The 23,174-nt window shown below is 69.9% G+C and carries 21 protein-coding genes and 1 riboswitch; of the genes, 8 read left to right on the forward strand and 13 right to left on the reverse strand.

Features of this window, described 5'->3' with window-relative positions:
• Positions 1-4 precede the first annotated feature (4 nt).
• The 9 genes from bluB to FK527_RS12685 are packed head-to-tail and all read right to left on the reverse strand — an operon-like array spanning position 5 to position 8,317.
• Positions 5-1,129 carry a 5,6-dimethylbenzimidazole synthase gene (gene bluB, locus FK527_RS12645; RefSeq protein ID WP_144734456.1) on the reverse strand — a complete coding sequence of 375 codons (1,125 nt, stop codon included), beginning with the start codon at positions 1,127-1,129 and terminating at the stop codon, positions 5-7.
• Positions 1,126-1,908, reverse strand: coding sequence for a cobalamin biosynthesis central domain-containing protein (locus tag FK527_RS12650; protein ID WP_186298437.1), 783 nt, complete (start codon positions 1,906-1,908; stop codon positions 1,126-1,128). Before FK527_RS12650 ends, bluB begins: the two co-directional genes overlap by 4 nt.
• Positions 1,905-2,723: a precorrin-2 C(20)-methyltransferase gene (cobI, locus tag FK527_RS12655; protein WP_144734459.1), complete on the reverse strand. Its 819-nt coding sequence runs from the start codon at positions 2,721-2,723 to the stop codon at positions 1,905-1,907. The genes FK527_RS12650 and cobI overlap by 4 nt, the downstream gene beginning before the upstream one ends.
• Positions 2,716-4,071, reverse strand: coding sequence for a precorrin-6y C5,15-methyltransferase (decarboxylating) subunit CbiE (cbiE, locus tag FK527_RS12660; RefSeq protein ID WP_144734462.1), 1,356 nt, complete (start codon positions 4,069-4,071; stop codon positions 2,716-2,718). Before cbiE ends, cobI begins: the two co-directional genes overlap by 8 nt.
• The gene (locus FK527_RS12665) at positions 4,068-5,267 is read right to left on the reverse strand and encodes a cobalt-precorrin-5B (C(1))-methyltransferase (RefSeq protein ID WP_144734465.1); all 1,200 of its coding nucleotides are present in this window, start codon (positions 5,265-5,267) and stop codon (positions 4,068-4,070) included. The genes cbiE and FK527_RS12665 overlap by 4 nt, the downstream gene beginning before the upstream one ends.
• A complete protein-coding gene (locus FK527_RS12670; RefSeq protein ID WP_144734468.1) occupies positions 5,268-5,948 on the reverse strand; it encodes a precorrin-8X methylmutase in 681 nt (226 codons plus the stop codon).
• A complete protein-coding gene (locus tag FK527_RS12675) occupies positions 5,945-6,847 on the reverse strand; it encodes a sirohydrochlorin chelatase (protein ID WP_144734471.1) in 903 nt (300 codons plus the stop codon). The genes FK527_RS12670 and FK527_RS12675 overlap by 4 nt, the downstream gene beginning before the upstream one ends.
• Positions 6,844-7,626 carry a precorrin-4 C(11)-methyltransferase gene (gene cobM / locus FK527_RS12680; protein ID WP_144734474.1) on the reverse strand — a complete coding sequence of 261 codons (783 nt, stop codon included), beginning with the start codon at positions 7,624-7,626 and terminating at the stop codon, positions 6,844-6,846. The genes FK527_RS12675 and cobM overlap by 4 nt, the downstream gene beginning before the upstream one ends.
• Before the next feature lie 13 nt (positions 7,627-7,639).
• Entirely contained in the window at positions 7,640-8,317 is a 678-nt protein-coding gene (locus FK527_RS12685) for an energy-coupling factor ABC transporter permease (protein ID WP_144734477.1), read from the reverse strand.
• Between the two features lie 230 nt (positions 8,318-8,547).
• A riboswitch (cobalamin riboswitch) is annotated at positions 8,548-8,788 on the reverse strand.
• Between the two features lie 448 nt (positions 8,789-9,236).
• Between FK527_RS12685 and FK527_RS12690 the strand changes: the two genes are divergently transcribed.
• Entirely contained in the window at positions 9,237-9,944 is a 708-nt protein-coding gene (locus FK527_RS12690; protein ID WP_144734480.1) for a CBS domain-containing protein, read from the forward strand.
• 107 nt (positions 9,945-10,051) lie between these two features.
• On the opposite strand, the gene ispH is transcribed toward FK527_RS12690, so the two are convergent.
• Positions 10,052-10,999 carry a 4-hydroxy-3-methylbut-2-enyl diphosphate reductase gene (ispH, locus tag FK527_RS12695; protein ID WP_144734483.1) on the reverse strand — a complete coding sequence of 316 codons (948 nt, stop codon included), beginning with the start codon at positions 10,997-10,999 and terminating at the stop codon, positions 10,052-10,054.
• Positions 10,999-11,472, reverse strand: coding sequence for an FKBP-type peptidyl-prolyl cis-trans isomerase (locus tag FK527_RS12700; protein WP_144734486.1), 474 nt, complete (start codon positions 11,470-11,472; stop codon positions 10,999-11,001). The genes ispH and FK527_RS12700 overlap by 1 nt, the downstream gene beginning before the upstream one ends.
• Positions 11,473-11,527: 55 nt before the next feature.
• On the opposite strand from FK527_RS12700, the gene radC reads away from it, so the two are divergent.
• Both radC and FK527_RS12710 read left to right on the forward strand, forming a co-directional pair.
• Positions 11,528-12,241, forward strand: a complete 714-nt coding sequence (gene radC / locus FK527_RS12705; RefSeq protein WP_144734490.1) for a RadC family protein — start codon at positions 11,528-11,530, stop codon at positions 12,239-12,241.
• A gap of 63 nt (positions 12,242-12,304) precedes the next feature.
• On the forward strand, positions 12,305-12,952 hold the full coding sequence (locus FK527_RS12710; RefSeq protein ID WP_144734570.1) for a Smr/MutS family protein: 648 nt from the start codon (positions 12,305-12,307) through the stop codon (positions 12,950-12,952).
• 57 nt (positions 12,953-13,009) lie between these two features.
• Here FK527_RS12710 and FK527_RS12715 read toward each other — a convergent pair whose 3' ends face one another.
• The gene (locus FK527_RS12715) at positions 13,010-13,912 is read right to left on the reverse strand and encodes a LysR family transcriptional regulator (RefSeq protein WP_144734493.1); all 903 of its coding nucleotides are present in this window, start codon (positions 13,910-13,912) and stop codon (positions 13,010-13,012) included.
• A 141-nt stretch (positions 13,913-14,053) separates the two neighbouring features.
• Here FK527_RS12715 and FK527_RS12720 point away from each other — a divergent pair, with 141 nt between their 5' ends.
• Positions 14,054-15,178, forward strand: a complete 1,125-nt coding sequence (locus FK527_RS12720) for a YeiH family protein (protein WP_144734573.1) — start codon at positions 14,054-14,056, stop codon at positions 15,176-15,178.
• A 591-nt stretch (positions 15,179-15,769) separates the two neighbouring features.
• Here FK527_RS12720 and ppc read toward each other — a convergent pair.
• Positions 15,770-18,580 carry a phosphoenolpyruvate carboxylase gene (gene ppc, locus FK527_RS12725; protein WP_144734496.1) on the reverse strand — a complete coding sequence of 937 codons (2,811 nt, stop codon included), beginning with the start codon at positions 18,578-18,580 and terminating at the stop codon, positions 15,770-15,772.
• A 139-nt stretch (positions 18,581-18,719) separates the two neighbouring features.
• On the opposite strand from ppc, the gene hemC reads away from it, so the two are divergent.
• From hemC to FK527_RS12745, 4 genes are read left to right on the forward strand one after another with little or no spacing between them, the layout of a single operon-like run.
• Entirely contained in the window at positions 18,720-19,691 is a 972-nt protein-coding gene (gene hemC / locus FK527_RS12730; protein ID WP_144734499.1) for a hydroxymethylbilane synthase, read from the forward strand.
• Positions 19,688-20,557, forward strand: a complete 870-nt coding sequence (locus tag FK527_RS12735) for a uroporphyrinogen-III synthase (RefSeq protein WP_246072794.1) — start codon at positions 19,688-19,690, stop codon at positions 20,555-20,557. The genes hemC and FK527_RS12735 overlap by 4 nt, the downstream gene beginning before the upstream one ends.
• Positions 20,554-21,804, forward strand: a complete 1,251-nt coding sequence (locus FK527_RS12740; protein WP_144734502.1) for a uroporphyrinogen-III C-methyltransferase — start codon at positions 20,554-20,556, stop codon at positions 21,802-21,804. Before FK527_RS12735 ends, FK527_RS12740 begins: the two co-directional genes overlap by 4 nt.
• 20 nt (positions 21,805-21,824) lie before the next feature.
• The gene (locus FK527_RS12745) at positions 21,825-23,114 is read left to right on the forward strand and encodes a heme biosynthesis protein HemY (RefSeq protein WP_144734505.1); all 1,290 of its coding nucleotides are present in this window, start codon (positions 21,825-21,827) and stop codon (positions 23,112-23,114) included.
• The last annotated feature ends 60 nt before the right edge of the window (positions 23,115-23,174 follow it).

Raw genomic sequence — 23,174 nt, forward strand, 5'->3', positions numbered from 1 at the left:
GCGGTCAGCCATGCAGCGGTTGTTCGGTGGTGGCGCTGGTGTCGGTGTTCCAGGACGGGGCCCAGGTGTTCTCGGTGAACAAGGCCGGCACCGGACGCGCCTGGCGCCACTGTTGCTGGATGAGCAGGGGTGTGTCGTAGAAGCGATCCACCGGACCGATGCACAGCAGGCCCAGCGGCACGGCGCCCGCGGGCAGCGCCAGCAGCGTGTGCAGGTCGCCGGGTTCGAACAGCGACACCCATCCGAGACCCAGGTGTTCGGCGCGCGCGGCCAGCCAGAGGTTCTGCACGGCGGCGCCCGCCGAGCACCACGCCATTTCGCTCGCCAGCGTGCGGCGGCCGAACAGCGTACCGTCGTCTGGCGCCAGCACCAGTGCCCACAGTTCGGCACACTCGCGCACCCCTTCCACCTTCAGCGCCAGGAACTCGGCCGCGCGCGACCCCATGGCCTGGGCGGTGCGCATCCGTTCCTCGTCCACGGCGGCGGCCAGCCGGTCGCGCAACGCCGGGGCGGTGATGCGCAGCACCCGCAGGGGCTGCATCAGCCCCACCGACGGCGCGGCGAGCAGCGCCGATTGCAGGCGCGCCCTGACGTCGTCGGCGATTTGCGTGCCGGCGCTGAAGTGGCGCATGTCGCGCCGCACCTGCATCAGCGACTGCACCGCCTCGCGCTCGGCGACCGTGAAGCGGCGGTTGGGGTCGGTGTTGGCGACGCAAGGCGGGATGGCCGTTCGGGGCATCACGCGCGCCACGGACACGGTGGCATGGCGCCCATCGTTGCCGCGCAGCCGGTGCTTCTCGACGCACAGGGCGGAGGCCTCGGTGGTGCCCGCAGCCAGCAAGGCGGCGGCTTCGGAGACCGAAGGGGTGCCGGTGTGGCGGCGCACGGTTTCGGACGGGTTCGGCACCGCGACCTCGGCCAGCTGGGTCGCGGGGTAGAAGTGCAGCGGCCAGCCGGCCTGCGCCGCCAGCGCCAGCAGACCGGGCTCGTCGGCCTTGAGCGTGATGCTGCCCACGCCAGTCACCTGTCCGCGTTGAAGGCCGGCCACGGCCAGGGCTTCGTCGACCGCGCGCGCCAGCGTGGCCAGCGGCGTGCCGCGGTCGCAGCCGATGCCCAGGGCCACTTTCATGCCGCGGCCTCGGTGGTGGCGTCGTTGCCGGCCGGCAGCGGCGGGCGGTACACCACCAGCCGCTCGTGCAGCGTCTGCCAGAGCGTGTCGTCCACCGGGCGGTGGGTGATCCACAGCACCGCGCGGTAGCGGGCCAGATCCACATCCTCCAGGCGCGTGTGGCGGTGGATGTTCGGTGGCAGCGGGGTGGGGCGGGTCCACCAGTGCGGGCTGCCGGCCTCCTGCACCACGGCCACCGGTTCCTCGTTGACCACCGCGGCCGAGACGCGGGTGATGTTGAGTTTGGGCGCCTCAACCTGCCAGCCCAGCTCACGGCCCAGGATGTCGACCGGGATGGTCTTGCCCACGTCCGACGCGGTGGTGAGCACCGCCGTGGCGCCCAGCAGCGCGGCCACGGTCTCGGCCATGGCGTTGGCGCCGCCCACGTGGCCCGAGAGCACGGGAATGACGAACTGGCCGGCGTCATCCACCACCAGCACGCCGGGGTCCTCGTCCTTGCTCTTCAGGTGCGACGCGATCAGGCGCACCACGGCGCCCAGCGAGACGAAGAACACGATCTGGTCGAAGGCCTGGAAGAGCGACCCGATCTGGTCCTTGAACGCACCCTCGTAGGCCTGCACCGGGTTGGACAGGCCCTGGGTGGCGTCGGTGAACTTGGCCGTGACACAGAGCGACGCCTGCGGCAACTGCCGCGCCAGCGTGGCCGCCTGGGCAACGCCGTGCTTGGTGATGGCGACCAGGCAGACGCGGGGAGGTGCGTTGGTGATGTCCGGGTTCATGGGGCGGTCTCCAGTGGTGGCGGACCGCTCTTTTTCAGGCAGCCCTTGATGCGCTCGCCGCGCACGCGGCGGGGGTTCTTCACGATCAGCAGCGAGAGGTAGCTGACCTTGGTGCCGCGCAGCGCGAGCAGCGCGGGGCCCGAGAGGTGCCGCTCGTCCAGCGCGCCAACGCGTTCGACGAAGTGCGCGCCGGCCAGCAGGTCGCGCGCCTCCAGCCAGTCCAGCAGGTCCTCGATCAGCGGCTTGATCTTCATCAGCACCAGGGTGTCGAAGTCGGGCAGCAGCCGGTCGACCGCGCCCACGCCGTAGGCCGCCGGCACGATGGCCACGGTGTCGTCCTGCTCGGCGAACGGTTCGCCCACATCGGCACAGGCCGCGGTGAACGAATTGACTCCGGCGATGGTGCGCACCGGCAGCCGCTCGTCCAGCCCGCGCAGGGTGCGCGCGAGGTGGCCGAAGGTGGCGTAGGTGGAGGCGTCGCCCTCGACCAGGAACAGCACGTCGCGCCCGGCCTGCAGCCAGGGCAGCACGGTCTGCGCGGCCTTCAGCCAGGCGCGCGCCAGCTTCTCGCCGTCGTGGGTCATGGGAAACAGCAGCGGCGTGTGGGTCTCGGGCAGCGGCAGCCCGGCGCGCTGCACGATGTCCAGCGCATAGCTGGGCGTCTTGCCGCTGCGCACCGGGTAGACCCAGATGGCGTCGCGGCGCTCCAGCGCGGCCCAGGCAGCGCGGGTGATCAGGCCGGGGTCGCCCGGGCCGAGCGAGATGCCGTGCAGGGCGCCCATGCGGGGGGCAGTGGAAGGCGTGGCGTCAGCCATGCGCCGCCTCCTCCGCCGCCACCACCGGCCCGTGTTCGCCGTGGCCCATGGGGCCCACGCCGGCGCACACCAGCCACACCGGGTTCTCGGCGGCCATGCGGTGCATGTGCAGGATGGGGCGGCTGCGCGCGGCCTGCAGCTGCAGCACGTCCCAGTCGGCGTTCAGCTGCTGCAGGGCCTGGGTGGCGGTGGCCAGGTTCTCCAGCGTCACGAAGTTCATCACCAGCCGGCCCTGCGGCCGCAGGCGCCGCAACACCTGCGCGATCAGACCGGCCAGCTCGCCGCCGGAGCCGCCGATGAACACCGCGTCGGGGTCGGGCCAGGTGTCCAGGCCGTCGGGCGCCTTGCCCAGGTGGAGGCTGTAGTTGCTGACACCGAAGGCCGCGTGGTTGCGCCGGGCGATGGCGTGGTCGGCCTCGTTCTTCTCGATGGCGAACACATGGCCCTGCGGGCACAGGCGGGCGGCCTCCAGCCCCACCGAGCCGCTGCCGGCGCCGATGTCCCAGACCACGCTGTCGGCGCGCAACTGCAGCCGCGCCAGGCTGACGGCGCGCACCTCCTGCTTGGTGATCAGGCCCTTCTCGGGCTGGCGCTGCTCGAAGGCGCTATCGGCCAGGCCGAAGCGCACCGGCTGCGGCCGCGGCCGGGTGCGCCACAGCAGCACCACGTTCGGTTCGGCAAAGCGCATGCGGGCCGCCTCCGCCGGGCTGAGTTGCGCATGCACCCGCTCGTCGGGCTGCAGCAGGTGTTCGGCCACGGCCATGTGGAAGTCGCTGCCCAGGCCTTCGGCCAGCAGCAGGCGGGCGATGCGGTCCGGGCTGTTCGCCGGGCTGGTCAGCAGCAGCAGGCGCTGCTCGGCGCGCAGGGCCTGGGCCAGCGCGTACAGGCCGTGCGTGGGCGGGGCGCCGCGCTGCCACTCGCCGGCATCGGCGGCGTGCACGGAGACGATGCGCGCGTCCTGCCAGGCCAGGCCCACGCGGGCACAGGCCAGTTGCAGGGTCGAGAGGTTGGGCAGGATCTCCAGCGCGTCCAGGCACAGGTGCTGGGCAAGGTAGGGTGCGATGCCGTGGCACAGCGGGTCGCCGGTGGCCAGCACCACGCAGGCCTGGTGGGCCTCGCGCGCGGCGCGCACCCAGCCGGGAACCGCCTTCAGCTGGCCGGTCAGGTCGTGGGTGACGGCGCCGGCCTTGAACGTGTGCCGGAACAGCGCCAGCGTGCGCGCGCCGCCGATCACCACGTCGGCCGCGCGCAGGTGGGCCAGTGCGGTGGCGCCGAGGCTGGCCACGCCGTCGTCGAGCACGCCGATCACGCGGCAGCGGTTGGGATCGTGGGAGGGCAGGTCGTTCATTCGGTGTCGAAGTCGGTGTGGTGGGTGTGGCCGATGCCGGTGCGGCCGGCGGTGGCGGGGCGGGGCCGTGCCTCGGCGGGCGCCGAGCGCACATCGGCCACCAGCTTGCCGCTGAAGTCGCACACCAGCACGCGCAGCGCGAAGGCGTGGCCGTAGCGTTCGGGGGCGGTCAGGGTGTCGATGGCGCGCTGCGCCAGCGCTTCGTGAAAGGCCGGGCCCAGTCCGCGCTCGACCATCAGCTCGGCGCCGAAGCGCGCGGTTTCGGCGGCGGCGATGGCGGCGCAGTCCTCGGCCGTGGCGCCGATCTGGCGGGCGATCTCGGCCACCAGGTCGGTGTCCACCATGTTGCGGTTGGCGTGGGTGATGGTCTCGCCCTGGGCGATCTTGGTCAGCTTGCCCACCATCACGCCCAGCACCACCTCGGGCAGGCCCTGGGCCACCACCTCGTCGAGCGCGTAGCGCAGGAAGTCGCCCATCTGCACGAAGCAGGCGGCGGGCAGGCCAGGGCGTTCCGCACGCAGCGTCTGCATGGCGAAGGTCTCGGTGCGGCCGCCGGTGGTCAGCGCCACCACGCCGTGGTCCAGTGTGGCCGCCACCTGGATGCCCTGCACCACGCTGGCCCGCCAGGCGGCGGTGGAATAGGGTTTGACGATGCCGGTGGTGCCCAGGATGCTGATGCCGCCCAGGATGCCCAGCCGCGCGTTGGTGGTCTTCTTCGCCATCTCCTGGCCGCCGGGCACGCTCACCGTGACTTCCAGCCCGTGCTGCGCGAGCAGCCGCGGCGCGGCCTCGTGCAGGTTGTCGGCGATGTTCTGGCGCGGCACCGGGTTGATCGCCGGTCCGCCCACCGCCAGCCCCAGGCCGGGCAGCGTCACCGTGCCCACGCCGTCGCCGGCCACGAAGCTGATCTCGCCCGCTTGGCCGGGCAGCAGCCGCAGGTCCACCGTGAGGTGGGCGCCGTCGGTGCAGTCCGGGTCGTCGCCCGCGAACTTCACCACCATGGCGTGGGCGCTGTGCGCATCGCAGCGCCCGTCGTGCACGGCAAAACGCACGCGCTGGCCGTTGGGCAGCAGGCTCTCCATGGCGTCGGGCACCGCACCGGTTTCCAGTCCCTGCGCGGCGGCCCGGGCGGCCGCGGCCGCGCAGGCGCCGGTGGTGAAGCCGGTGCGGGTGCCGCGCGGGATGGTGCTTTCCATTCAGGCGCCCTCGGCGCGTTGCTGCGCCTCGGCCAGCGCCAGCAGCGCGTGCAGGGCGGCGACCACCAGGGTGGAGCCGCCCTTGCGACCGCGGATGACGATCCAGGGCACGTCGGCGATCTGCGCCATCAGGTCTTTCGACTCCGCGGCCGACACGAAGCCCACCGGCATGCCGACCACCAGGGCCGGGCGCACGCCGTCCTCCACGATCAGCCGCACGAGTTCGATCAGCGCGGTGGGCGCGTTGCCGATGCCGACGACGGCGCCCTGCAGCAGGCCCAGGCGGTGTGCCTTGCGCATGGCCTGCACGGCGCGGGTGGTGTTCTGTGCCTGCGCCTGCGCAATCACGTCGGCGTCGCTGATGAACTGGTGCGTGGCCATGCCGAAGTGCGCCAGGCGCGGCCGCGACAGGCCCGAGCAGATCATCTCCACATCGGCCACCACGGGGGTGCCGCCGCGCAGCATCGCGGCCACGCCCGCACGCACCGCGTCGGGGTGGAAGTCGGTCAGGCCGTTGAACTCGAAGTCGGCGTTGGCGTGGATCATGCGGCGCACGATCGGCCATTGGTCTTCGCTGTAGCCGTGCGGGCCGGCCTCGGCGTCGATGATGGCGAAACTGTCGTGCTCGATGGCCTGGCCGGCGGCGGTGAGCTGCTCGGTGACGGTGTTGACCGTGCTCATGCCGCGGCGCCCTCGTGCACATGGGCGGGCGCGTGGGCGTGCACATGCACCGGGGCGTGCGTGTGTTCGTGCGAATGGCCGTGCCCCAGGTCGTGGGCGATCGCGCGGTAGCTGCAGCCGTCGCAGGGCAGCCGGCTGTCGGGCACACCGGCCAGCAGGTCGTGCACGCGCTGCTCCACCAGCTCGAAGATCTCCTTCTCGAAACCGAAGTGCGTGCCACAGGCAAAGCGCACCTGCGGGTACTGCACCCGCAGGTGGGCGACCTGGCGGTGGATGCGCTGCATCAGCGTGCCGGTGTAGAGGTAGTAGGGCAGCACCACCACCTGGCGCAGACCGATCAGCACCTGGCGCTGAACCACGCGTTCGAGCCGCGGAAAGGTGATGCCGGTGAAGGCCAGGTCCACCAGTTCGTGGTCGCTTTCCTCCTGCAGCCAGCGCGCCATCCGTGCCATGTCGCCGTTGGCGCCGCGGTCAGACGAGCCCCGGCCCAGCAGCACCACGCCGGTGGTGGTGGGGTCGGGCATGTCCAGCTCGGCCATGGCCTGGCGCAGGCGGCGCTGGAGGATGGCGAGGATGGGGTCGCAGGCGCCCAGGTGCGGGCCGTAGAGGAACTCGACGCCGGGTGCGTGCTCGCGGGCGTGCTCGATGGCCTCGGGAATCTCCATCTTGGCGTGACCGGCGGCATTCAGGATCAGTGGCAGCACCAGCACGCGGCGCGACGACCGCGCCGCGGCCAGCAGGCCATCGTGCAGCGAGGGCGCGGCAAATTCGATGAAGCAGACCTCGATGCGCCAGGCCGGCTGGCGCGCGCGCCACTGGTCGACGAAGACGCGGATTTCCTGGTTGCCGGTGTCCTCGCGCGAGCCGTGGCCCACCAGCAGGATCGTGGTGTGATTCATGTCGTGGCTTTCCTGAAGCGGTGTGTGAAGCCCGGGTCGTAGAGCCGGGACCGGGTCAGCTCGGGCCAGTGGCGCGCGCCCAGCGTGGGGCTGGCGATCACCATGGCCTGGCTGACGATGCCAGCGTCGCGGCACTGTTGTTTGATGGTGGCCAGCGTGCCGCGCACGATGCGCTCTTCGCCGGGCCAGCTGGCCTTGTGCACCACGAGCACCGGCGCGTCGTCGGACCAGCCGGCGGCGCGCAGGCCGGCTTCCACCTTGTGCAGCAGCGTGATGGACAGAAAGATGCACAAGGTCGTGCGGTGCGCCGCCAGCGCGGCGAGGTCCTCGCCGTCGGGCATGGGCGTGCGGCCTTCCACCCGCGTGAAGATGGTGGTCTGCGTGACCTCGGGCAAGGTGAAACTCTCGACCGCCGCCGCCGCCGAGGCCATGGCCGAAGACACGCCCGGCACCACCGCCACCGGCACGCCCGCGGCGTCCAGCGGCTGCACCAGTTCGATGAGCGTGCCGTAGAGGGCCGGGTCGCCGGTTTGCAGGCGCACCACGGTGTCGCAGCGCGCCGCGTTTGCGATCAGCCAGGCCGACATCTGCTCCAGCGTCATGTCCTTGCTGTCCGCGATCAGGCAACCCGGCGGTGCCCAGCGGGTGGCCGCCTCGTTCACCAGCGAACCGGCGAACAGGATGGCCCCGGCGTGCGCGATCAGGTCGCGCCCCTTGACCGTGACCAGGTCCGGGTCGCCCGGACCCGCCCCCACAAACCAGACCGTTCCGAGGCCCATGGTGTGCCCCCGGTCAGGCGGCCTGGTGCAGACGGCGATCCACCACCGCGCTGCCCTGCAGGCCACGCAGCGTCTTGGCCAGTGCGAGCACGGCCAGATCGATCAGCGGCTCGGCCAGCACCACGCTCATGTAGGCGGCGCCGAAGCTGCCGATGCTCACCAGGTTCTCGGCGCCCAGGCCACGCCCGTAGAGCGCCCAGAAACCCACCCACAGCACGATGCCGCCCTGGTAGGCCAGCGACAGCTTCAGGGCCTGGCCGTAGCGCAGATCCACATAGGCCATCTGGTCGGGAATCACGCGGCGAGCCAGCGCCGCGGTGGCGAACAGCGGCACCAGCAGCGTGGTCACGTTCATACCGTACTGCGGCAGGTCGAAGGGTGCAAAGAACAGGCCCTGGATCAGCAACCCACCCGCCAGCCCGATGGCCGCGGGTGCCGCGCCGAACAGCAGCATCAGCGTGGTGCCCAGGATCAGGTGCACCTCGGACACGCCCACCGGGTGGTGCGGCAGCACCTCGAAAAAGCAGAACACCAGCGCCGTGGCGAGCAGGGCCCGCAACAGCAGGGCGTGTGCGCCGTCCTTTCTGATCGTGTCGGCCGACAGCTTGGCCGTGTAGCCGATGCAGGCGGCCGCCGTGGTGTAGCTCAGGGCGAGCTTGGCCCCGTCCACCAGACCTGGTTCGATGTGCATGAAGTGACTCCTTGGGTTGGATGCGTTGGACACAACGCGGTTAAAAAGTCGGCAAAGACCCAAGGGAGAGGTGAGGACAGGTTCCGTCGGCGAACGGACAGCCCCCGGCGAGCGCACGCGCAGGCGCTGGCACAGACTCGCAAAGCAATGCGAAGGGACGACATGAGAACACCGGCGAAGACCCCTCACCGCCTTCCCCGACGGTGTTTGGGTAATGCGGCTGCGCTTGGGGCGCAGCCTCCTTGTTGGCCGGTATCCGGGCTGACAGAACGTTTCTCAAAGCCTTCCCGGTGTGACCCAGTGGCGAAATTTTGAGAAATGGGGGCCTTGGCAATGCCTTGGACCACCCGTCTGCTTACCGTTGCGGGGGCAGCGCAGGTTAGGTTCGTCCGTGTGGGACTCGCCCTCCTGCTTCCCGTTGAACTGCGATGCCTGAACAGCATCGCGAGCACCAACAGTTTTTGATTCTATACCCGACACCACTACTGTCCGGTTAAACCCATATTGTTCATTGGGCGGTGCTGCGCACCTACGCAGGCGCTGGCGGACGTCTGACGGTCATTTTGGCCGCTGCCTCGGCGTCCATGGCCGGTGCCATGGACTTCTCGCCCGCGGCCAAACTGCCGCTCCAGTCGCCTCGCCATCATCCCGCGTCCTAATGGACAATCTGGGTTGAACCCAGATTTTCACTGGGCGGAAGTTCCCGGTGTGCGCGTTGTATGCCCCGTCATTGCGAGGACCGCCAGGCCCGTGGCAATCCATGGGGCCTTGGGGTCAGCGCCTGTGCCTCTTGGCAAGGCCGGGACTGAATTGCCGCGCCCCTGCGGGGCTCGCAATGACGGGTGTCGCGACCGCGACCAAACTGCCGTGCCGCCGTCCCGCACCCTAATGAACGTCTGGGATTAACAAGGAAACGTCGATGGCAGACACCTTCTTCGTCTTCGGCCCCATGGGGCAGGTCTATCGCGGCGGCGCGCAAGGGATCGGCCAAGTCCTGCCCGTGCAGGCGGTGCAACGCCCGCAAGCCGTGCGCCGCGCCGATGGCGTGCCGCTGCATGCCGCGCCCCCGCCCAAGCCTGTGCCCGCGGCCAGCACGCCCCCGCGCTGGCAAGAGGCCGTGCGCGCCTACGTGCAGACCGAACAACCCACCCCGGCCGAGCGCCGCCCGCTCACGCAGGTGCGCGACGTGATGACGCCCCACGCGATCAGCGTGCACCCCGACGAGCGCGCCAACGATGCCTGGCAGATGCTGGCCGAGCGCCAAGTGGCGCAGGCGCCCGTGGTCGACGCGCAGGGCCGCGTCGTTGGTCTGTTGCTGCGCGCCGACCTCGCACCCGAGCAACTGTTGCCCGCGGCGGGCGACGTGCAAAACGTGCAAAACGTGCAAAAGGCCATCGCGCTCGCGCGCCGCCCAGTCAGCGAGGTGATGGTGAGCCCGGTGCCCACGGTGGCCCCCGACACCTCGCTGCGCCGCGTGGCCCAGGTGCTTTTGCAAACGGGGCTGCCGGGCCTGCCCGTGACCGACGAGCAGGGCACGCTGCAGGGCTTCATCTCGCGCACCGACATCCTGCGCGCTGTCGCCGCCGACCCGCCGCTGGACCTGTGGGTCGGGCCTGCGCCGGCCTGAAGCCAGCAAGTAGCTATCACATCAATAGCTTCCTGCGCTTATGAATACTTGGCAAAACGCTGATTTGACCAAAATTTTCTGCAAGCCCGGGTTTGCCCCCTTCGGCGCTATGCCGCTTCGTCGAGGCGCAAGCCCTTGGGCAGCGGGAATTTCACCGTCTCCTGCACGCCCTCCATGCGCCGCACCGCGGTCGCGCCCAGCGCCTTGATGCGCTCGAGCACCTGCTGCACCAGGACTTCGGGCGCCGAGGCGCCGGCCGTGAGGCCCACGCGCGCCACGCCCTCGAACCAGCCGCTTTGCAGCTCGGCGGCGCTGTCCACCATGTACGCGGGCGTGCCCAGCTTGGTCGCGAGCTCGCGCAGGCGGTTGCTGTTCGAGCTCGTGGGGCTGCCGACGACGATCAGCACGTCGACCTGCGGGCTCAGCAGCTTGACCGCATCCTGGCGGTTTTGCGTGGCGTAGCAGATGTCTTGCTGCTTGGGCTCGCGCACCTGCGGAAAGCGCGCGCGCACCGCGGCGAGGATGTGCGCCGCGTCATCGACGCTCAACGTGGTCTGCGTGACCACGGCGAGCTTGGCGGTCTGCGCGGGCTGCACGCGCGCAACGTCGTCCACGTCCTCGATCAAGTGGATGCCATGGTCGAGCTGGCCCATGGTGCCCTCGACCTCGGGGTGGCCCTTGTGGCCGATCATGAGGAATTCGTAGCCTTCCTGCGCGAGCTTGGCCACTTCGACATGCACCTTGCTCACGAGCGGGCAGGTGGCGTCGAAAATCTGAAAGCCGCGCGCCTGCGCCTCCTGCTGCACGGCGCGGCTCACGCCATGCGCGCTGAACACCAGCGTCGCGCCCGGCGGCACCTCGGCCAAATCCTCGATGAACACCGCGCCGCGCGCCTTGAGGTCGCTGACCACGTAGGTGTTGTGCACGATTTCGTGGCGCACGTAGATCGGCGCGCCGAACTTGCGCAGTGCGCGCTCGACGATCTCGATCGCACGATCGACGCCCGCACAAAAGCCGCGCGGCTCGGCCAGTACCACCTCTTGCAGCGGCGGCATCACAGCACCCCGATCACGTACACCTCGAAGGTCACGGGCTGGCCGGCCAGCGGGTGGTTGAAGTCGAACAGCAGCGCGCCGTCCTCGCGCACCTGCAGCACCACGCCCGCGTAGCTGCCCTGCGCATCGGGCGTGGGGAACTGCACCACCTCGCCCACGGCGTAGGACTCATCGGGGTCGCCGAGCGCATCGAGCAGCTTGCGCGCCACCCATTGCTGCATCTCGGGCTTGCGCTCACCGAAGGCCTCGCCTGCGGGCAGCTCGAACGTGGCACGCGCGCCCTCTGGCAGGCCCAGCAGGCGCTGCTCCACGGCGGGCGAGAGCTCGCCCGCGCCGAGCGAGAGCGTGGCCGGCTGGCCGCCGAAGGTGTTGATCACATCGCCCGCCGGGCCGGCAAGGCGGTAGTGCAGCGTGAGGAAGGAGCCGGGCTGCACAGTGGGAAGGCTGGAATCAAGGGTGGCGCTGGAGGTCATGGAAGTCCCGATAAACTGGCCTGCATTGTAAAAATCTTGCGACCCCACTCCCGCCATGGCGATCAAAGACCTGCCCGCTGACGCCCAGCCGCGCGAAAAGCTGCTCGCGCGCGGCCCGGGCGCGCTCGCCGATGCCGAGCTTTTGGCCATCCTGCTGCGCACGGGTATTGCAGGCAAAAACGTGCTGCAGCTCGCACAAGAACTGCTCGATGCGCCGCACCGCGACGGCGCCACGGGCAAGGTCTCGGGCGGCTTTGGCGGTATCGCGGGGCTTTTGCACACCACGCCGCGCGAGCTCGCACGCATCAAAGGCCTGGGGCCGGCCAAGCGCGCCGAGCTCGTGGCCGTGCTCGAACTCGCGCGCCGCGCGCTCGCCCAAGAGCTGCGCGAGCGCCCCGCGTTCGACACGCCCGGCGCGATCACGCACTACCTGCAGCTGCACCTGGCCGAAAAAGGGCACGAAGTCTTTGCCGTGCTGTTTCTCGACGGTCAGCACCGCCTGCTCGCGCTCGAGGAGCTGTTTCGCGGCACGCTCACGCAGACCAGCGTCTATCCGCGCGAAGTGGTGCTGCGCGCCCTGCACCACCAGGCCGCGGCCGTGGTGCTCGCGCACAACCACCCGAGCGGCAGCGTGCAGCCAAGCCGCGCCGACGAGGCCCTGACGCAGACGCTGCGGGCCGCGCTCGCGCTCATCGACGTGCGCGTGCTCGACCACGTGATCGTCGCGCCGGGGCAGAGCTTTTCGATGGCCAAAGAAGGTCTGCTGTGAGGGGACTGCTATGAGGGGGCTGCCGTGAGCCACCCACGCTTCGTCGCGCACGCGCTGCAAGACATGGGGCCGCTGCGCGCACGCATCGCGCAGGAGCGCGCCCGTGCCGAGGCCGAGGAACGCGCCCGCCGCGCCGCAGCAGCCCAGGCGCGCGCCGCGCAGCAGGAATTCGCGCGCGCCGTGGGGCCGGTGACGCCACTGCGCGCGCAAGGCACCGTGCTGCTGCGCCCCGAGCCGCCCGCGCCGCTCGCGCTGCAACACCAGCGCGACGAACAGCGCGTGCTGCAAGAGGCGCTCAGCGACGACTTCGACGTGGGTTCGCTGCTCGACACCGACGAGACGCTGAGCTTTCGCCGTCCCGGCATAGCCCCCGAGGTCTCGCGCCGCCTGCGCCAGGGCGCCTGGACGCTGCAGGCCGAGCTCGACCTGCACGGTCTGCGCACCGACGAGGCGCGTGCCGCGCTCGGCCAGTTCTTGCGCACGGCCTTGCAGCGCGGCTTGCGCTGCGTGCGCATCGTGCACGGCAAAGGCCTGGGCTCGCCGGGCAAGAGCCCCGTGCTCAAAGGCCGCGTGCACAGCTGGCTGGTGCAGAAAAACGAGGTGCTGGCCTTCGTGCAGGCGCGCGCCGACGAGGGCGGCGCAGGGGCGCTCGTGGTGCTGCTGCGCGCACAGCGGCAGCGCACGCGCAATGCCGCCGCAAATTTTGGATAAAAAACGCCTCCAGCCCAGGTGTATAAAGCGCTAGCAGCTATACTTTTAGTAACTCCTTCAGCCCGGAGCGGAGCCAGCGGCGTTTGCCTCCACCAGCGACGCCAGCGCCAAAAACGCCTGCATGCCGCGCGTGGCAGGACGCTCGCGGTGGCGCACCAGACACAGCTGGCGCACGAGCGGCGGCAGGCCGGTCGCCACTTCTACCAAGGCGCCGCTGGCCAAAAAATCCGCCACTGCGCTGCGGGAAAGGCAGCTCAAGCCCAGCCCCGCGGCCACGGCACGCTTGATGGCTTCGGAGTTGCCCAGCTCCATGTCGGCGCGCACGCTGCCCAGGTGCGTGAGCAGCCAGCGCTCGACCTCCTCGCGCGTGCCGCTGCCGGGCTCGCGCAGCAGCCAGGGCGCGGCGGCCAGCTGCGCGCGTGTGGGCTGCAGTGCCAGCGCATGGCCCGGCGCAGCGATCACGATCAGCTCGTCGGCACGCCAGCGTTCGACCTGCAAATGCGAATCGCTGCACGCGCCTTCGATCAGACCAAAGTCCACCTCCATCGCCGCGACAGCCGCGACCACCTCGCGCGTGTTGCCCACGGTGAGCTGCACGGGCGCGCCGGGATGGGCCTGTCGGTAAGCGGCCAGTTGCGCCGGCAGCAGGTAGTTGGCAATGGTGGTGCTGGCGCCCAGGTTCAGCGCGGGGCCGCCCTCGTCCCACAGCGTCTGCACCTCCTGCGCCTGGTCAAGCAAAGCCCGCGCGCGCGCCAGCAACTGGCGCCCGTTGTCGTTGAGCACGAGGCGGCGTCCGCGCCGATCGAACAGCGGCCGGCCCAGCGCCGCTTCCAGCCGCGCCAGCGCCTGGCTTGCGGCCGACTGCGTCAGGGCGACGGCCTCGGCAGCGCGGTGCACGTGGTCTTGCTGCGCAATCGCGCAAAACACTTCCAGCTCACGCAAGGAAAAACGCAGGGACATGGTTGATCGTTTTATCTAATCAAAAAAAGAAGAATTATCCGTTTTACTTCTTGAAATCAAGAGCGCAGCATCGCGCCCATGTCTGAACTTACGCGCCCCGAACATCGTCCTGCCTCGGCACCCTCTCCTTGTTTCCGCCAGATGCACCTGCTGCGTCAGCGCGCTCCTGGCCTGGCGCTCACGCTCGCGCTGGCCTTGGCGGCCGCGTGGCTGGCCGAAAAGCCCTGGGTGGCACGCTGGGGCCTGTCGGCACTGACGCTGGCGATCGTCGGCGGCATCGTGCTGGGCAACACGGTGTACCCGGCCTTGCATACCCGGTGCGGCACGGGCGTGGACTACGCCAAGCAGCGGCTGCTGCGGCTGGGCATCATCCTGTTCGGCCTGCGCATCACGCTGCAGCAGATTGCACAAGTGGGCTGGTCGGGCGTACTGATCGATGTGGTCATGCTCACGAGCACCTTTGGCCTGGCGGTATGGCTGGGCCGCTGGCTGCGCATCGACGGCCAGACCGCCATTCTGATCGGCGCCGGCAGCTCGATCTGCGGCGCGGCCGCCGTGCTGGCCACCGAGCCGGTGATCCAGGCGCGCGGTGACAAGGTGGCCGTGGCGGTGGCCACGGTGGTGGTGTTCGGCACGCTGGGCATGTTCGGCTACCCGCTGCTGCACCCCTGGCTGGCTTCGCTGGGGGCGAGCGACGCGGCCTACGGCGTGTATGTGGGCTCGACCGTGCACGAGGTGGCGCAGGTGGTGGGCGCGGCCCGCGCCGTGGGCGAAACCGCAGCCGATCAGGCGGTGATCACCAAAATGATCCGTGTAATGCTGCTGGCGCCTTTTCTGCTGGCGCTGTCGTTGGCCGTAGCGCGCCGCGGCGTGCGTGTCGGCGCCCGTGTGCACGTGGTCGCACCCACAGTTGCGTCCACAGTTGCATCCACAGTTGCGCCGGTAGTCGCGCCCATAACGGCAACCGCGCCCGCAGCAGATGCCAGCGGCCGTGGCCGCATCACGATCCCGTGGTTTGCGCTGGGCTTTGTGCTGGTGGCGCTGCTCAATTCGCTGCCGCTGCTGCCTGCCGTGCCCAAGGCGATGCTGCTTGCGCTGGACAACCTGCTGCTGGCCATGGCCATGGGCGCGCTGGGGCTGAGCACGCACGCCAGCGCCATTCGCCGCGCCGGCAGCCGCCCGCTGGCCTTGGCCGCGCTGCTGTTTGCCTGGCTGGTGCTGGGCGGCGGGCTGGTCAATGCGGTGCTGGGGCACTGGGGGCGCTGAGCAAAAGGCTTGTGCGCTCACATTGCGACGGCTTGGCGGGCGCTGCCCACGAAGCCGCCTGAGAACCTGTTCACGACGTTTTCATGGGCTATGTTGCCCCGCAAAGGCAGTGATTGCAAGGCGCCCAGACTGTCTGAAGCCCTTTTGGCAAGGCCGTGAACCATGTCCTCGCGATCGCTTGGACACGCAGCGCGAGCACGAATGATTATCCCCGCACCGGCTGCACAACCCTGTGGAAAAGCCCGAAAAGGCCTTGTCCGGAATCTGCAATCCATTGATTTTTATATACCAATGACGCATTGCCAAAATTCTCAGCAGGAGGGCACCCGCTTATCCCACGCGCCGCTGGACAAGCATGTGGATAAGTTTGGGCTTGTGCAGTATGGCCGCGGCAAGCCCTTGATTTGCCGGGCGGCGTCGCAGATTGCCTGTTTTTCGTGCACGAGGCGGGGCCGAAAAAGGCATGATTCCAGATTGTCCATGAGGCAGGTGCTGCGCACCTATGCGGGCGCTGGCGGAAATCAGTGCTGCGGGTGCCCATGCACCGAAACGCCGGAAATCGGCCACTTTCTCGGCCAGAGCCGTCTCTTTTCAACCCGTATTGCGCAAACCCGCGGCAATGCCGTTAATGGATAGATGGATGCCGGTGTGCACGCGCTCGTCGCCGGGTTCGGCGCGCCAGCGGCGCAGCAGTTCTGCCTGCAGGTGGTTCAGCGGGTCGATGTAGGGGAAGCGGTAGCGGATCGAACGCGCGAGCGCGCTGTTGTGCGCCAGACGCTGCCTGTCGCCCGTGATGCGGTACAGCGCGTCGGTGGTGCGCTGCCATTCGGCCTCGATGGCGCTGAACACACGCGCGCGCAGCGCCGGATCGGCAACGAGCTCGCTGTAGAGCGCGCCCAGCGCGAGGTCGCTCTTGGCCAGCACCATGTCCATGTTCGACAGCAGGGTGCGGAAAAACGGCCAGTGGCGGACCATTTTTCGTAGCAGCGCAAGCTGCGTTTTCGGGTCTTTGTCGGCTTGTTCGATGAAAGCCTGCACGCCCGAACCAAAGCCGTACCAGCCCGGCAGCGTGATGCGGCACTGGCCCCAGCTGAAAGTCCAGGGAATCGCGCGCAGGTCCTCGATGCGCTGCGAGGGCTTGCGCGAGGCCGGGCGCGAGCCGATGTTGAGCTCGGCAATCTCGCGGATCGGCGTGGCGTGGAAAAAATACTCGGCAAAGCCCGGCGTCTCATAGACCAGCGCGCGGTACGCGGCAAAGCTGGCGGCCGAGAGCTGCTCGGCCGCGGCGTGGAAGGCGGGCGTCGCGGGCTTGGTGGGCTGCAGCAGCGTGGCTTCGAGCGTGGCGGCAACCAGGGTTTCGAGGTTGCGGCGCCCGATTTCGGGGTTGGAGTATTTGGAGGCGATCACTTCGCCCTGCTCGGTCAGGCGCAGTTGCCCACGCACCGTGCCCGGCGGCTGCGCGAGAATGGCCTCGTAGCTCGGCCCCCCGCCGCGCCCCACGGTGCCGCCGCGCCCGTGGAACATGCGCAATCGGATGCGGTAGGACTGCGCGAGCTGGTCGAACAGCTCCACGAGCGCGGTTTCGGCGCGGTACAGCTCCCAGTTGCTCGTGAAGATGCCGCCGTCCTTGTTGCTGTCGGAGTAGCCGAGCATGATGTCCTGCTCGCCATGCTCCCCTTGCGCGCCGCTGCCGCTGCGCTGCACCATGGCGGCGATACCGGGCAGGGCGTAAAAGTCGCGCATGATGGGCGCGGCGTTGCGCAGGTCGGCAATGGTCTCGAACAAGGGCACGACGATGAGCTCGCTGCGCGCCGCGTCGTCCAGGGTGCCGTGCAGCAGGCCCACCTCTTTTTCGAGCAGCAGCACTTCGAGCAAATCGCTCACTGATTCGGTGTGGCTGATGATGTAGTGGCGTATGGCCTCGGGGCCGTGGCGTGCGCGCAGCTGCCGCGCGGTCTCGAAGATCGCGAGCTCGCTGCGCGTGGTGGCCGAATACGCGGCGTCGAGCACGCGCAAGGGGCGCGCGTCGTTCAGCAGGCGCATGAGCAGCGTGCACTTGGCGTCCTCGGCCAGCGCGGCGTAGGCCGGCTCCAGGCGCGCCACCGCAAGCAGCTCGGCCACCACGGCCTCGTGCTGGTCGGAGCTTTGGCGCAAGTCCACCGTGGCCAGGTGGAAGCCGAACACCTGCACGGCGCGCATCAAGGGGTGCAGGCGCTCGCGCGCGAGGTCGGCGCCGTGGTGCGCGCGCAGCGAGGCCTCCATCACGCGCAGATCAGCCAGCAGTTCCTCGGCGCTCGCGTAAGGGTTTTGCGGCGCGACGGCGTGGCGCGCGGCCTCGCCGCCGGTCAGCTCCTTGAGCGTGGCGGCAAGGCGCGCATAAATGCCGGTGAGCGCGCGGCGGTAGGGTTCGTCCTGGCGGTGCTCGCTGGTGTCGGGCGAGCGCGCGGCGAGCGCGGCCATTTCGGGCGTGGTGCGCACCAGGCGCGCCGACATGGACAGCTCGGCGCCCAGAAAGTGCACCTCGCGCAGGTAGTGGCGCAGCGCCATGTCGGCCTGGCGGCGCAGCGCGTGCTGCAAGGTGTCGGCGTTGACGTTGGGGTTGCCGTCGCGGTCGCCGCCTATCCACTGGCCCATACGCAAAAAGCTGTGCACCGGCAGCTCGCCGAGCGCGCCCTCGAGCATGGCGTAGATCTTGGGAATTTCGCGCAAAAAGGTCGATTCGTAGTACGAGAGCGCGTTTTCGATCTCGTCCGCCACGGTGAGGTGGCTGAAGCGCAGCAGGCGCGTCTGCCACAGCTGCACCACGCGCGCGCGCAGCTGGGCTTCGTTGGCCGCGAGCTCGCGCGGCGTGAGCGCGTCCTTGGCGCTGTGGTAGAGCTGGGCGCGCGCGAGGATGTCGTCGCGCTGGTTCAGCAGCTGGGCAATGCTGCGCTCGGCGTCGAGGATGCTCTTGCGCTGCACCTCGGTCGGGTGCGCCGTGAGCACCGGCGAGACGTAGCTGTGCGCCAGCGTTTCGGCGATGGTCTGCGGCGCAATGCCGGCCCAGCGCAGCCGTGCGAGCGCCACATCGATGCTGCCTTCCTGCGTCTCGCCCGCGCGCTCGTGCACGGCGCGGCGGCGGATGTGGTGGCGGTCTTCAGCCAGATTCGCCAAATGGCTGAAATAGGTGAAGGCGCGGATCACGCTCACGGTCTGGTCGCCCGTGAGCGACTTGAGCAAGGTTTTGAGCGCCTGGTCGGCTGCCTGGTCGGCATCGCGCCGAAAGGCCACGGAGAGCTTGCGCACCTGCTCGACGAGCTCGAAGGCGGCCACGCCCTCCTGCTCGCGGATCACGTCGCCCAAAATGCGCCCGAGCAGGCGGATATCCTGGATCAGCGGAAAGTCTTTGTCGGTTTTTTTCACGGAAAATGCCTTTGCAGCGGCAGCAAAATGGCGCTTTCTGCGCCCGGCTGCGCCCGGTTGCCATGGTGGCGCATGCTAGCATCCGCCGCTCTTTTTTTGCCTGCGGCAGACCGTCTTCACTTTTGCCTTCGTGCGCACGATGACTCCGAACGAATCCCCCCCCTCCTCCATCGTGATCGCCACGCGCGAAAGCCGCCTCGCGCTGTGGCAGGCCGAACACGTGCAGGCGCTCTTGCAGGCGCGCGGGCACCGCGTGCGCCTGCTGGGCATGACCACGCAGGGCGACCAGATCCTGGACCGCAGCCTGAGCAAGGTCGGCGGCAAGGGGCTGTTCGTCAAGGAGCTCGAAGTGGCGCTCGAACAGGGCCGCGCGCAGATCGCCGTGCATTCGCTCAAGGACGTACCCATGGACTTGCCCGAGGGCTTTGCGCTGGCCTGCGTGCTCGAGCGCGAAGACCCGCGCGATGCCTTCGTCGCGCCGCACTATACGAGCCTGGACGAGCTGCCCACAGGCGCGGTGCTCGGCACTTCGAGCCTGCGCCGCCAGGTGCTGCTGCAGGCGCTGCGGCCCGATCTGCGCATCACGCCGCTGCGCGGCAACCTCGACACGCGGCTGCGCAAGCTCGACGAAGGGCAGTACGACGCCATCGTGCTCGCGGCCGCGGGCCTCAAGCGCCTGGGCCTGGGCGCGCGCATCCGCAGCATCTTCGCGCCCGACGAAATGCTCCCCGCTGCGGGCCAGGGTGCGCTGGGCATCGAAGTGCAAAGCGCGCGCACCGACTTGATCGCTGCGCTCGCGCCGCTCGCGCACACCCCCACGTGGCTCGCCGTGAGCGCCGAACGCGCCGTGAGCCGTGCGCTCGGCGGCAGCTGCTCCATGCCGCTGGCGGCGCACGCGCGCTGGGTGCAGGGCAAATTGCAGCTCGATGCCGCCTGGGGTGACCCCGAAGGCCGCGCGCCGCTCGTGCGCGCGAGCACTGCCGCCGCGGTGCAAAGCCATGCCGAAGCCGAGGCGCTGGGAATGCAAGTCGCCGCGAGCCTGCGCGCTGCCGCAGCGGTGGGGGACGGGGCAGCGCAAGCTGTGCCTGGCTTGCCTAGCAGCGCGGCATGACGGCGCAGGCGCAGAGCATGGGCGAAGACATGGGCGTGGGCGTGCAAGTCCTTGTCACCCGCCCTGCTCCTGAAGCCGCGCGCTGGGTGCAGCAGCTTGGCGCGCGGGGCATCAGCGCCGCCGCCCTGCCCTTGATCGACATCGCCCCCTGCGCGGACGCCGCGAGCCAGGTTGCCTTGCAACAGGCGCGCGCGCAGCTCGCGCAATACCAGGCGGTGATGTTCGTAAGCGTGCCCGCCGTGCGCCATTTTTTGATGCCAAATGAGGCTCTAGCGCCTGATGTACCTGCGCTGAAAGCTATGCAAACAAGAGCATGGGCGCCCGGCCCCGGCACGGCGCGCGCGCTGCAGCAGGCGGGCTGGCCCGCGGCGCGGCTGGACAGCCCGCCCACCGAAGCCGCGCAGTTCGATTCCGAAGCGCTGTGGCAGCGTGTGGCGCCGCAGGTGGGGCCGGGCGCGCGCGTGCTCATCGTGCGCGGGCGCGAGGCGGGCAGACTTCAGAGCCAGGGCCCGCACCAGGGCCAGGGCCGCGACTGGCTCGCACAGCAGGTCGAAGCTGCGGGCGGCAGCGTCGAAACCGTGGTCGCCTACGAGCGCGCCGCGCCCCATTGGGGCCCCGAGCAGCTGCGCCGCGCGCATGCCGCCGTGGCGGCGCGCAGCTGGTGGCTGCTCAGCAGCTCCGAGGCCGTGCGCCATCTGCACGCGGCCCTGCCCGACCTGCCGCTCGCAGAGGCGCGCGCAATCGCCACGCACCCACGCATCGCCGCCGCCGCGCGCGCCGCAGGCTTCGGGCTGGTGCGCGATTGCCGCCCTACGGTGGCAGACGTGGCGGCCGTGCTGGGAGCCTCGATAGAATCGGCTCCATGAGCTCCGCGCCCAATTCCGGTCATTCCAGCGCTGCCCCTGCCGCGGCCGCCGCGCCTGCCGATCTTGGCGCCACCGCGCCACCCGCTGCCGCACCCGCTGCGGCGGCGCCTGCACAGCAGCCCTTCCAGCCCCCGCCATCTCCTCTTCATCCGCCCGCACCACCCGCACCATCGCCTGCTCCGCAGTCGCCGTGGACGGCCCAGTCCGCGCATACGCCGGCTCCGGTCGCCCCCCGCTCCGGGCTGCAGGCCTATCTGCTGGTCGCAGCCGCGGCCTTGGCCGTCGCCGCCCTGGTCAGCAGTGTGCTGCTGTGGCAAAAGCTGGGCGGCATCCAGGAACAGCTGGCACGCCAGTCGGCCGATTCGAGCACCCAGGCGGTCGAAGCCCGTACCCTTGCGCGCCAGGCCGAAGAACTGGCGCGCGACGCCAGCACGCGCCTGAGCGTGCTCGAAGCCCGCGTGAACGAATCGGCGCTGCAGCGCAGCCAGCTCGAGGAGCTCATGCAAAGCCTGTCGCGTTCGCGCGACGAAAACCTGGTGGTGGACATAGACGCCGCCATTCGCCTCGCCCAGCAGCAAGCGCAGCTCACCGGCAGCCTGGAGCCGCTCGTGGCCGCGCTCAAAAGCGCCCAGCAGCGCATAGAGCGCGCCGCCCAGCCGCGTCTGGCGCCGATCCAGCGCGCCATCACGCGCGACCTGGACCGGCTCGCGCGCGCCAACGTCACCGACACCGCGGGCCTGCTCGCGCGCCTCGATGAACTCGTGCGCCTGGTGGACGACCTGCCCGTGCACAACGAAGTCGCCCGGGCTGAGAGCACGCGCCGCCTGACGCAAACGGGGCAAGCCGCAAAGCCAGCGGACGCGGAAGATCCGTCCTGGTGGCACTCGGGCTTGCAAAATCTGTGGCAGGCCGTGCGCGACGAGACCCGCCTGCTCGTGCGCGTGCGCCGCATTGACCAGCCCGAAGCCATGCTGCTCGCGCCCGAGCAGGCGTTTTTCCTGCGCGAAAACCTCAAGCTCAAGCTGCTGAACGCGCGCCTGGGCCTGTTCGCGCGCCAGTACGATGCGGCGCGCGCCGACCTCGCGGCAGCAAGCGCGGCGCTCAACAAATACTTCGACCCCACGTCCCGCCGCACGCAAAACGCCGCCACACTCCTGCAGCAGGCGCAGGCGAGCATCAAGGCTGCCGAGCTGCCGCGCGTGGACGACACGCTGGCCGCGCTGGCCACGGCCGCGGCCGGGCGCTGAGAACGGTGAAGGGCTAGCCCATGCGCGCTGCACTGTGGTTTCTGATCCTTTTCGGCATGGCCGCGGCCGCGGCCCTTTTTGCGGGCAACAACCAGGGCAGCGTCACGCTGTTTTGGCCGCCGTACCGCATCGACTTGTCGCTGAACCTCGTACTGCTGCTGCTCGCGCTCGGCTTCGTCACGCTGTACGCGGCCCTGCGCGCACTCGCGGCCCTGCTCGAGCTGCCGCGCGAAGCACGCCGCTGGCGCTTGCGTCAAAAAGAGCGCGCCATGCACGGCGCCTTGCTCGACGGGCTGGCCCATTTGCTCGCCGGGCGCTTCGTGCGCGCGCGCCGCGCTGCCGACGCTGCGCTGCAACAAGAGCAGGCGCTGCAAGCCGGCGGTGAAACCGTGGCCCACGCCGTCGCTTTGCGCACACTCGCGCACGTGGTCGCAGCCGAAGGTTCGCACGCCCTGCAAGACCGCAGCACGCGCGAAACGCATTTGCGCGCCGCCCTCGCCAGCGCTCCCGCGCAAGGCCCCGTGCGCGTGCAGGAGTTGCGCGAAGGCGTGCAACTGCGCGCCGCGCGCTGGACGCTCGACGACCGCGACCCCGCAGGTGCGCTGGAGCAACTCGCGGCGCTGCCGCACGGCGCGGCGCGGCGCACGCTGGCGCTGCGCATCAAGCTCAAGGCCGCGCGGCTCGCGGGCCGTACCGGCGATGCGCTCGAGACCGCGCGTTTGCTCGCCAAACACCGTGCGTTCTCGGCCACTGCGGCGCAAGGCATTCTGCGCAGCCTGGCCACCAATCTGCTCGATGGCGCGCACGACGCCGCCCAGTTGCAGCAGCTTTGGACCGCGCTCGAACCCACCGAACGCAACATGCCCGAGCTTGCCATCCACGCCGCGCAACGCCTGGCCGCGCTGGGTGGAGAGCCCTCGCAGGTGCGCGCTTGGCTGCTACCGGCATGGGAGCGCCTGGTGGAGCTGCCGCACGCCTTGCCGGACGCGCAGGCCCTCAAGCTCGTGCGCACGCTCGAAGCCAGCCTGGACAGCCTGGACGCCGCCTGGCTCGCGCGCATAGAGGCTGCGCAGCAGGCCAACCCGCGCGACAGCCGCCTGCAGTACCTCGCCGGCGTCGCCTGCCTGCGCCGCGGCCTCTGGGGCAAGGCGCAGCAATTGCTCACCCAGGCCGTGACGCAGTTGCACGACGCCAGCCTGCGCGCCAGCGCCTGGTGCCATCTGGCCACGCTGGCCGAGCAGCGCGGCGACGCCGAAGCCGCTGCGCAGGCCTGGAAGAACGCGGCCTTGCAGGTCGCGCAGCACACTTGAGCCGCAAGACGCTTGCGTTTGGAGGCGCGTGAGGATACTGAAGCGGCGGCCGCTACGGCG

The organism is Extensimonas perlucida (genome assembly GCF_007655255.1).
Taxonomy (GTDB): domain Bacteria; phylum Pseudomonadota; class Gammaproteobacteria; order Burkholderiales; family Burkholderiaceae_C; genus Extensimonas; species Extensimonas perlucida.

Coding starts and splice junctions, on each gene's coding strand:
- bluB (WP_144734456.1), bottom strand. CDS start 1,129: ATGAAAGTGGCCCTGGGCATCGGCTGCGACCGCGGCACGCCGCTGGCC.
- FK527_RS12650 (WP_186298437.1), bottom strand. CDS start 1,908: ATGAACCCGGACATCACCAACGCACCTCCCCGCGTCTGCCTGGTCGCC.
- cobI (WP_144734459.1), bottom strand. CDS start 2,723: ATGGCTGACGCCACGCCTTCCACTGCCCCCCGCATGGGCGCCCTGCAC.
- cbiE (WP_144734462.1), bottom strand. CDS start 4,071: ATGAACGACCTGCCCTCCCACGATCCCAACCGCTGCCGCGTGATCGGC.
- FK527_RS12665 (WP_144734465.1), bottom strand. CDS start 5,267: ATGGAAAGCACCATCCCGCGCGGCACCCGCACCGGCTTCACCACCGGC.
- FK527_RS12670 (WP_144734468.1), bottom strand. CDS start 5,948: ATGAGCACGGTCAACACCGTCACCGAGCAGCTCACCGCCGCCGGCCAG.
- FK527_RS12675 (WP_144734471.1), bottom strand. CDS start 6,847: ATGAATCACACCACGATCCTGCTGGTGGGCCACGGCTCGCGCGAGGAC.
- cobM (WP_144734474.1), bottom strand. CDS start 7,626: ATGGGCCTCGGAACGGTCTGGTTTGTGGGGGCGGGTCCGGGCGACCCG.
- FK527_RS12685 (WP_144734477.1), bottom strand. CDS start 8,317: ATGCACATCGAACCAGGTCTGGTGGACGGGGCCAAGCTCGCCCTGAGC.
- FK527_RS12690 (WP_144734480.1), top strand. CDS start 9,237: ATGGCAGACACCTTCTTCGTCTTCGGCCCCATGGGGCAGGTCTATCGC.
- ispH (WP_144734483.1), bottom strand. CDS start 10,999: ATGCCGCCGCTGCAAGAGGTGGTACTGGCCGAGCCGCGCGGCTTTTGT.
- FK527_RS12700 (WP_144734486.1), bottom strand. CDS start 11,472: ATGACCTCCAGCGCCACCCTTGATTCCAGCCTTCCCACTGTGCAGCCC.
- radC (WP_144734490.1), top strand. CDS start 11,528: ATGGCGATCAAAGACCTGCCCGCTGACGCCCAGCCGCGCGAAAAGCTG.
- FK527_RS12710 (WP_144734570.1), top strand. CDS start 12,305: ATGGGGCCGCTGCGCGCACGCATCGCGCAGGAGCGCGCCCGTGCCGAG.
- FK527_RS12715 (WP_144734493.1), bottom strand. CDS start 13,912: ATGTCCCTGCGTTTTTCCTTGCGTGAGCTGGAAGTGTTTTGCGCGATT.
- FK527_RS12720 (WP_144734573.1), top strand. CDS start 14,054: ATGCACCTGCTGCGTCAGCGCGCTCCTGGCCTGGCGCTCACGCTCGCG.
- hemC (WP_144734499.1), top strand. CDS start 18,720: ATGACTCCGAACGAATCCCCCCCCTCCTCCATCGTGATCGCCACGCGC.
- FK527_RS12735 (WP_246072794.1), top strand. CDS start 19,688: ATGACGGCGCAGGCGCAGAGCATGGGCGAAGACATGGGCGTGGGCGTG.
- FK527_RS12740 (WP_144734502.1), top strand. CDS start 20,554: ATGAGCTCCGCGCCCAATTCCGGTCATTCCAGCGCTGCCCCTGCCGCG.
- FK527_RS12745 (WP_144734505.1), top strand. CDS start 21,825: ATGCGCGCTGCACTGTGGTTTCTGATCCTTTTCGGCATGGCCGCGGCC.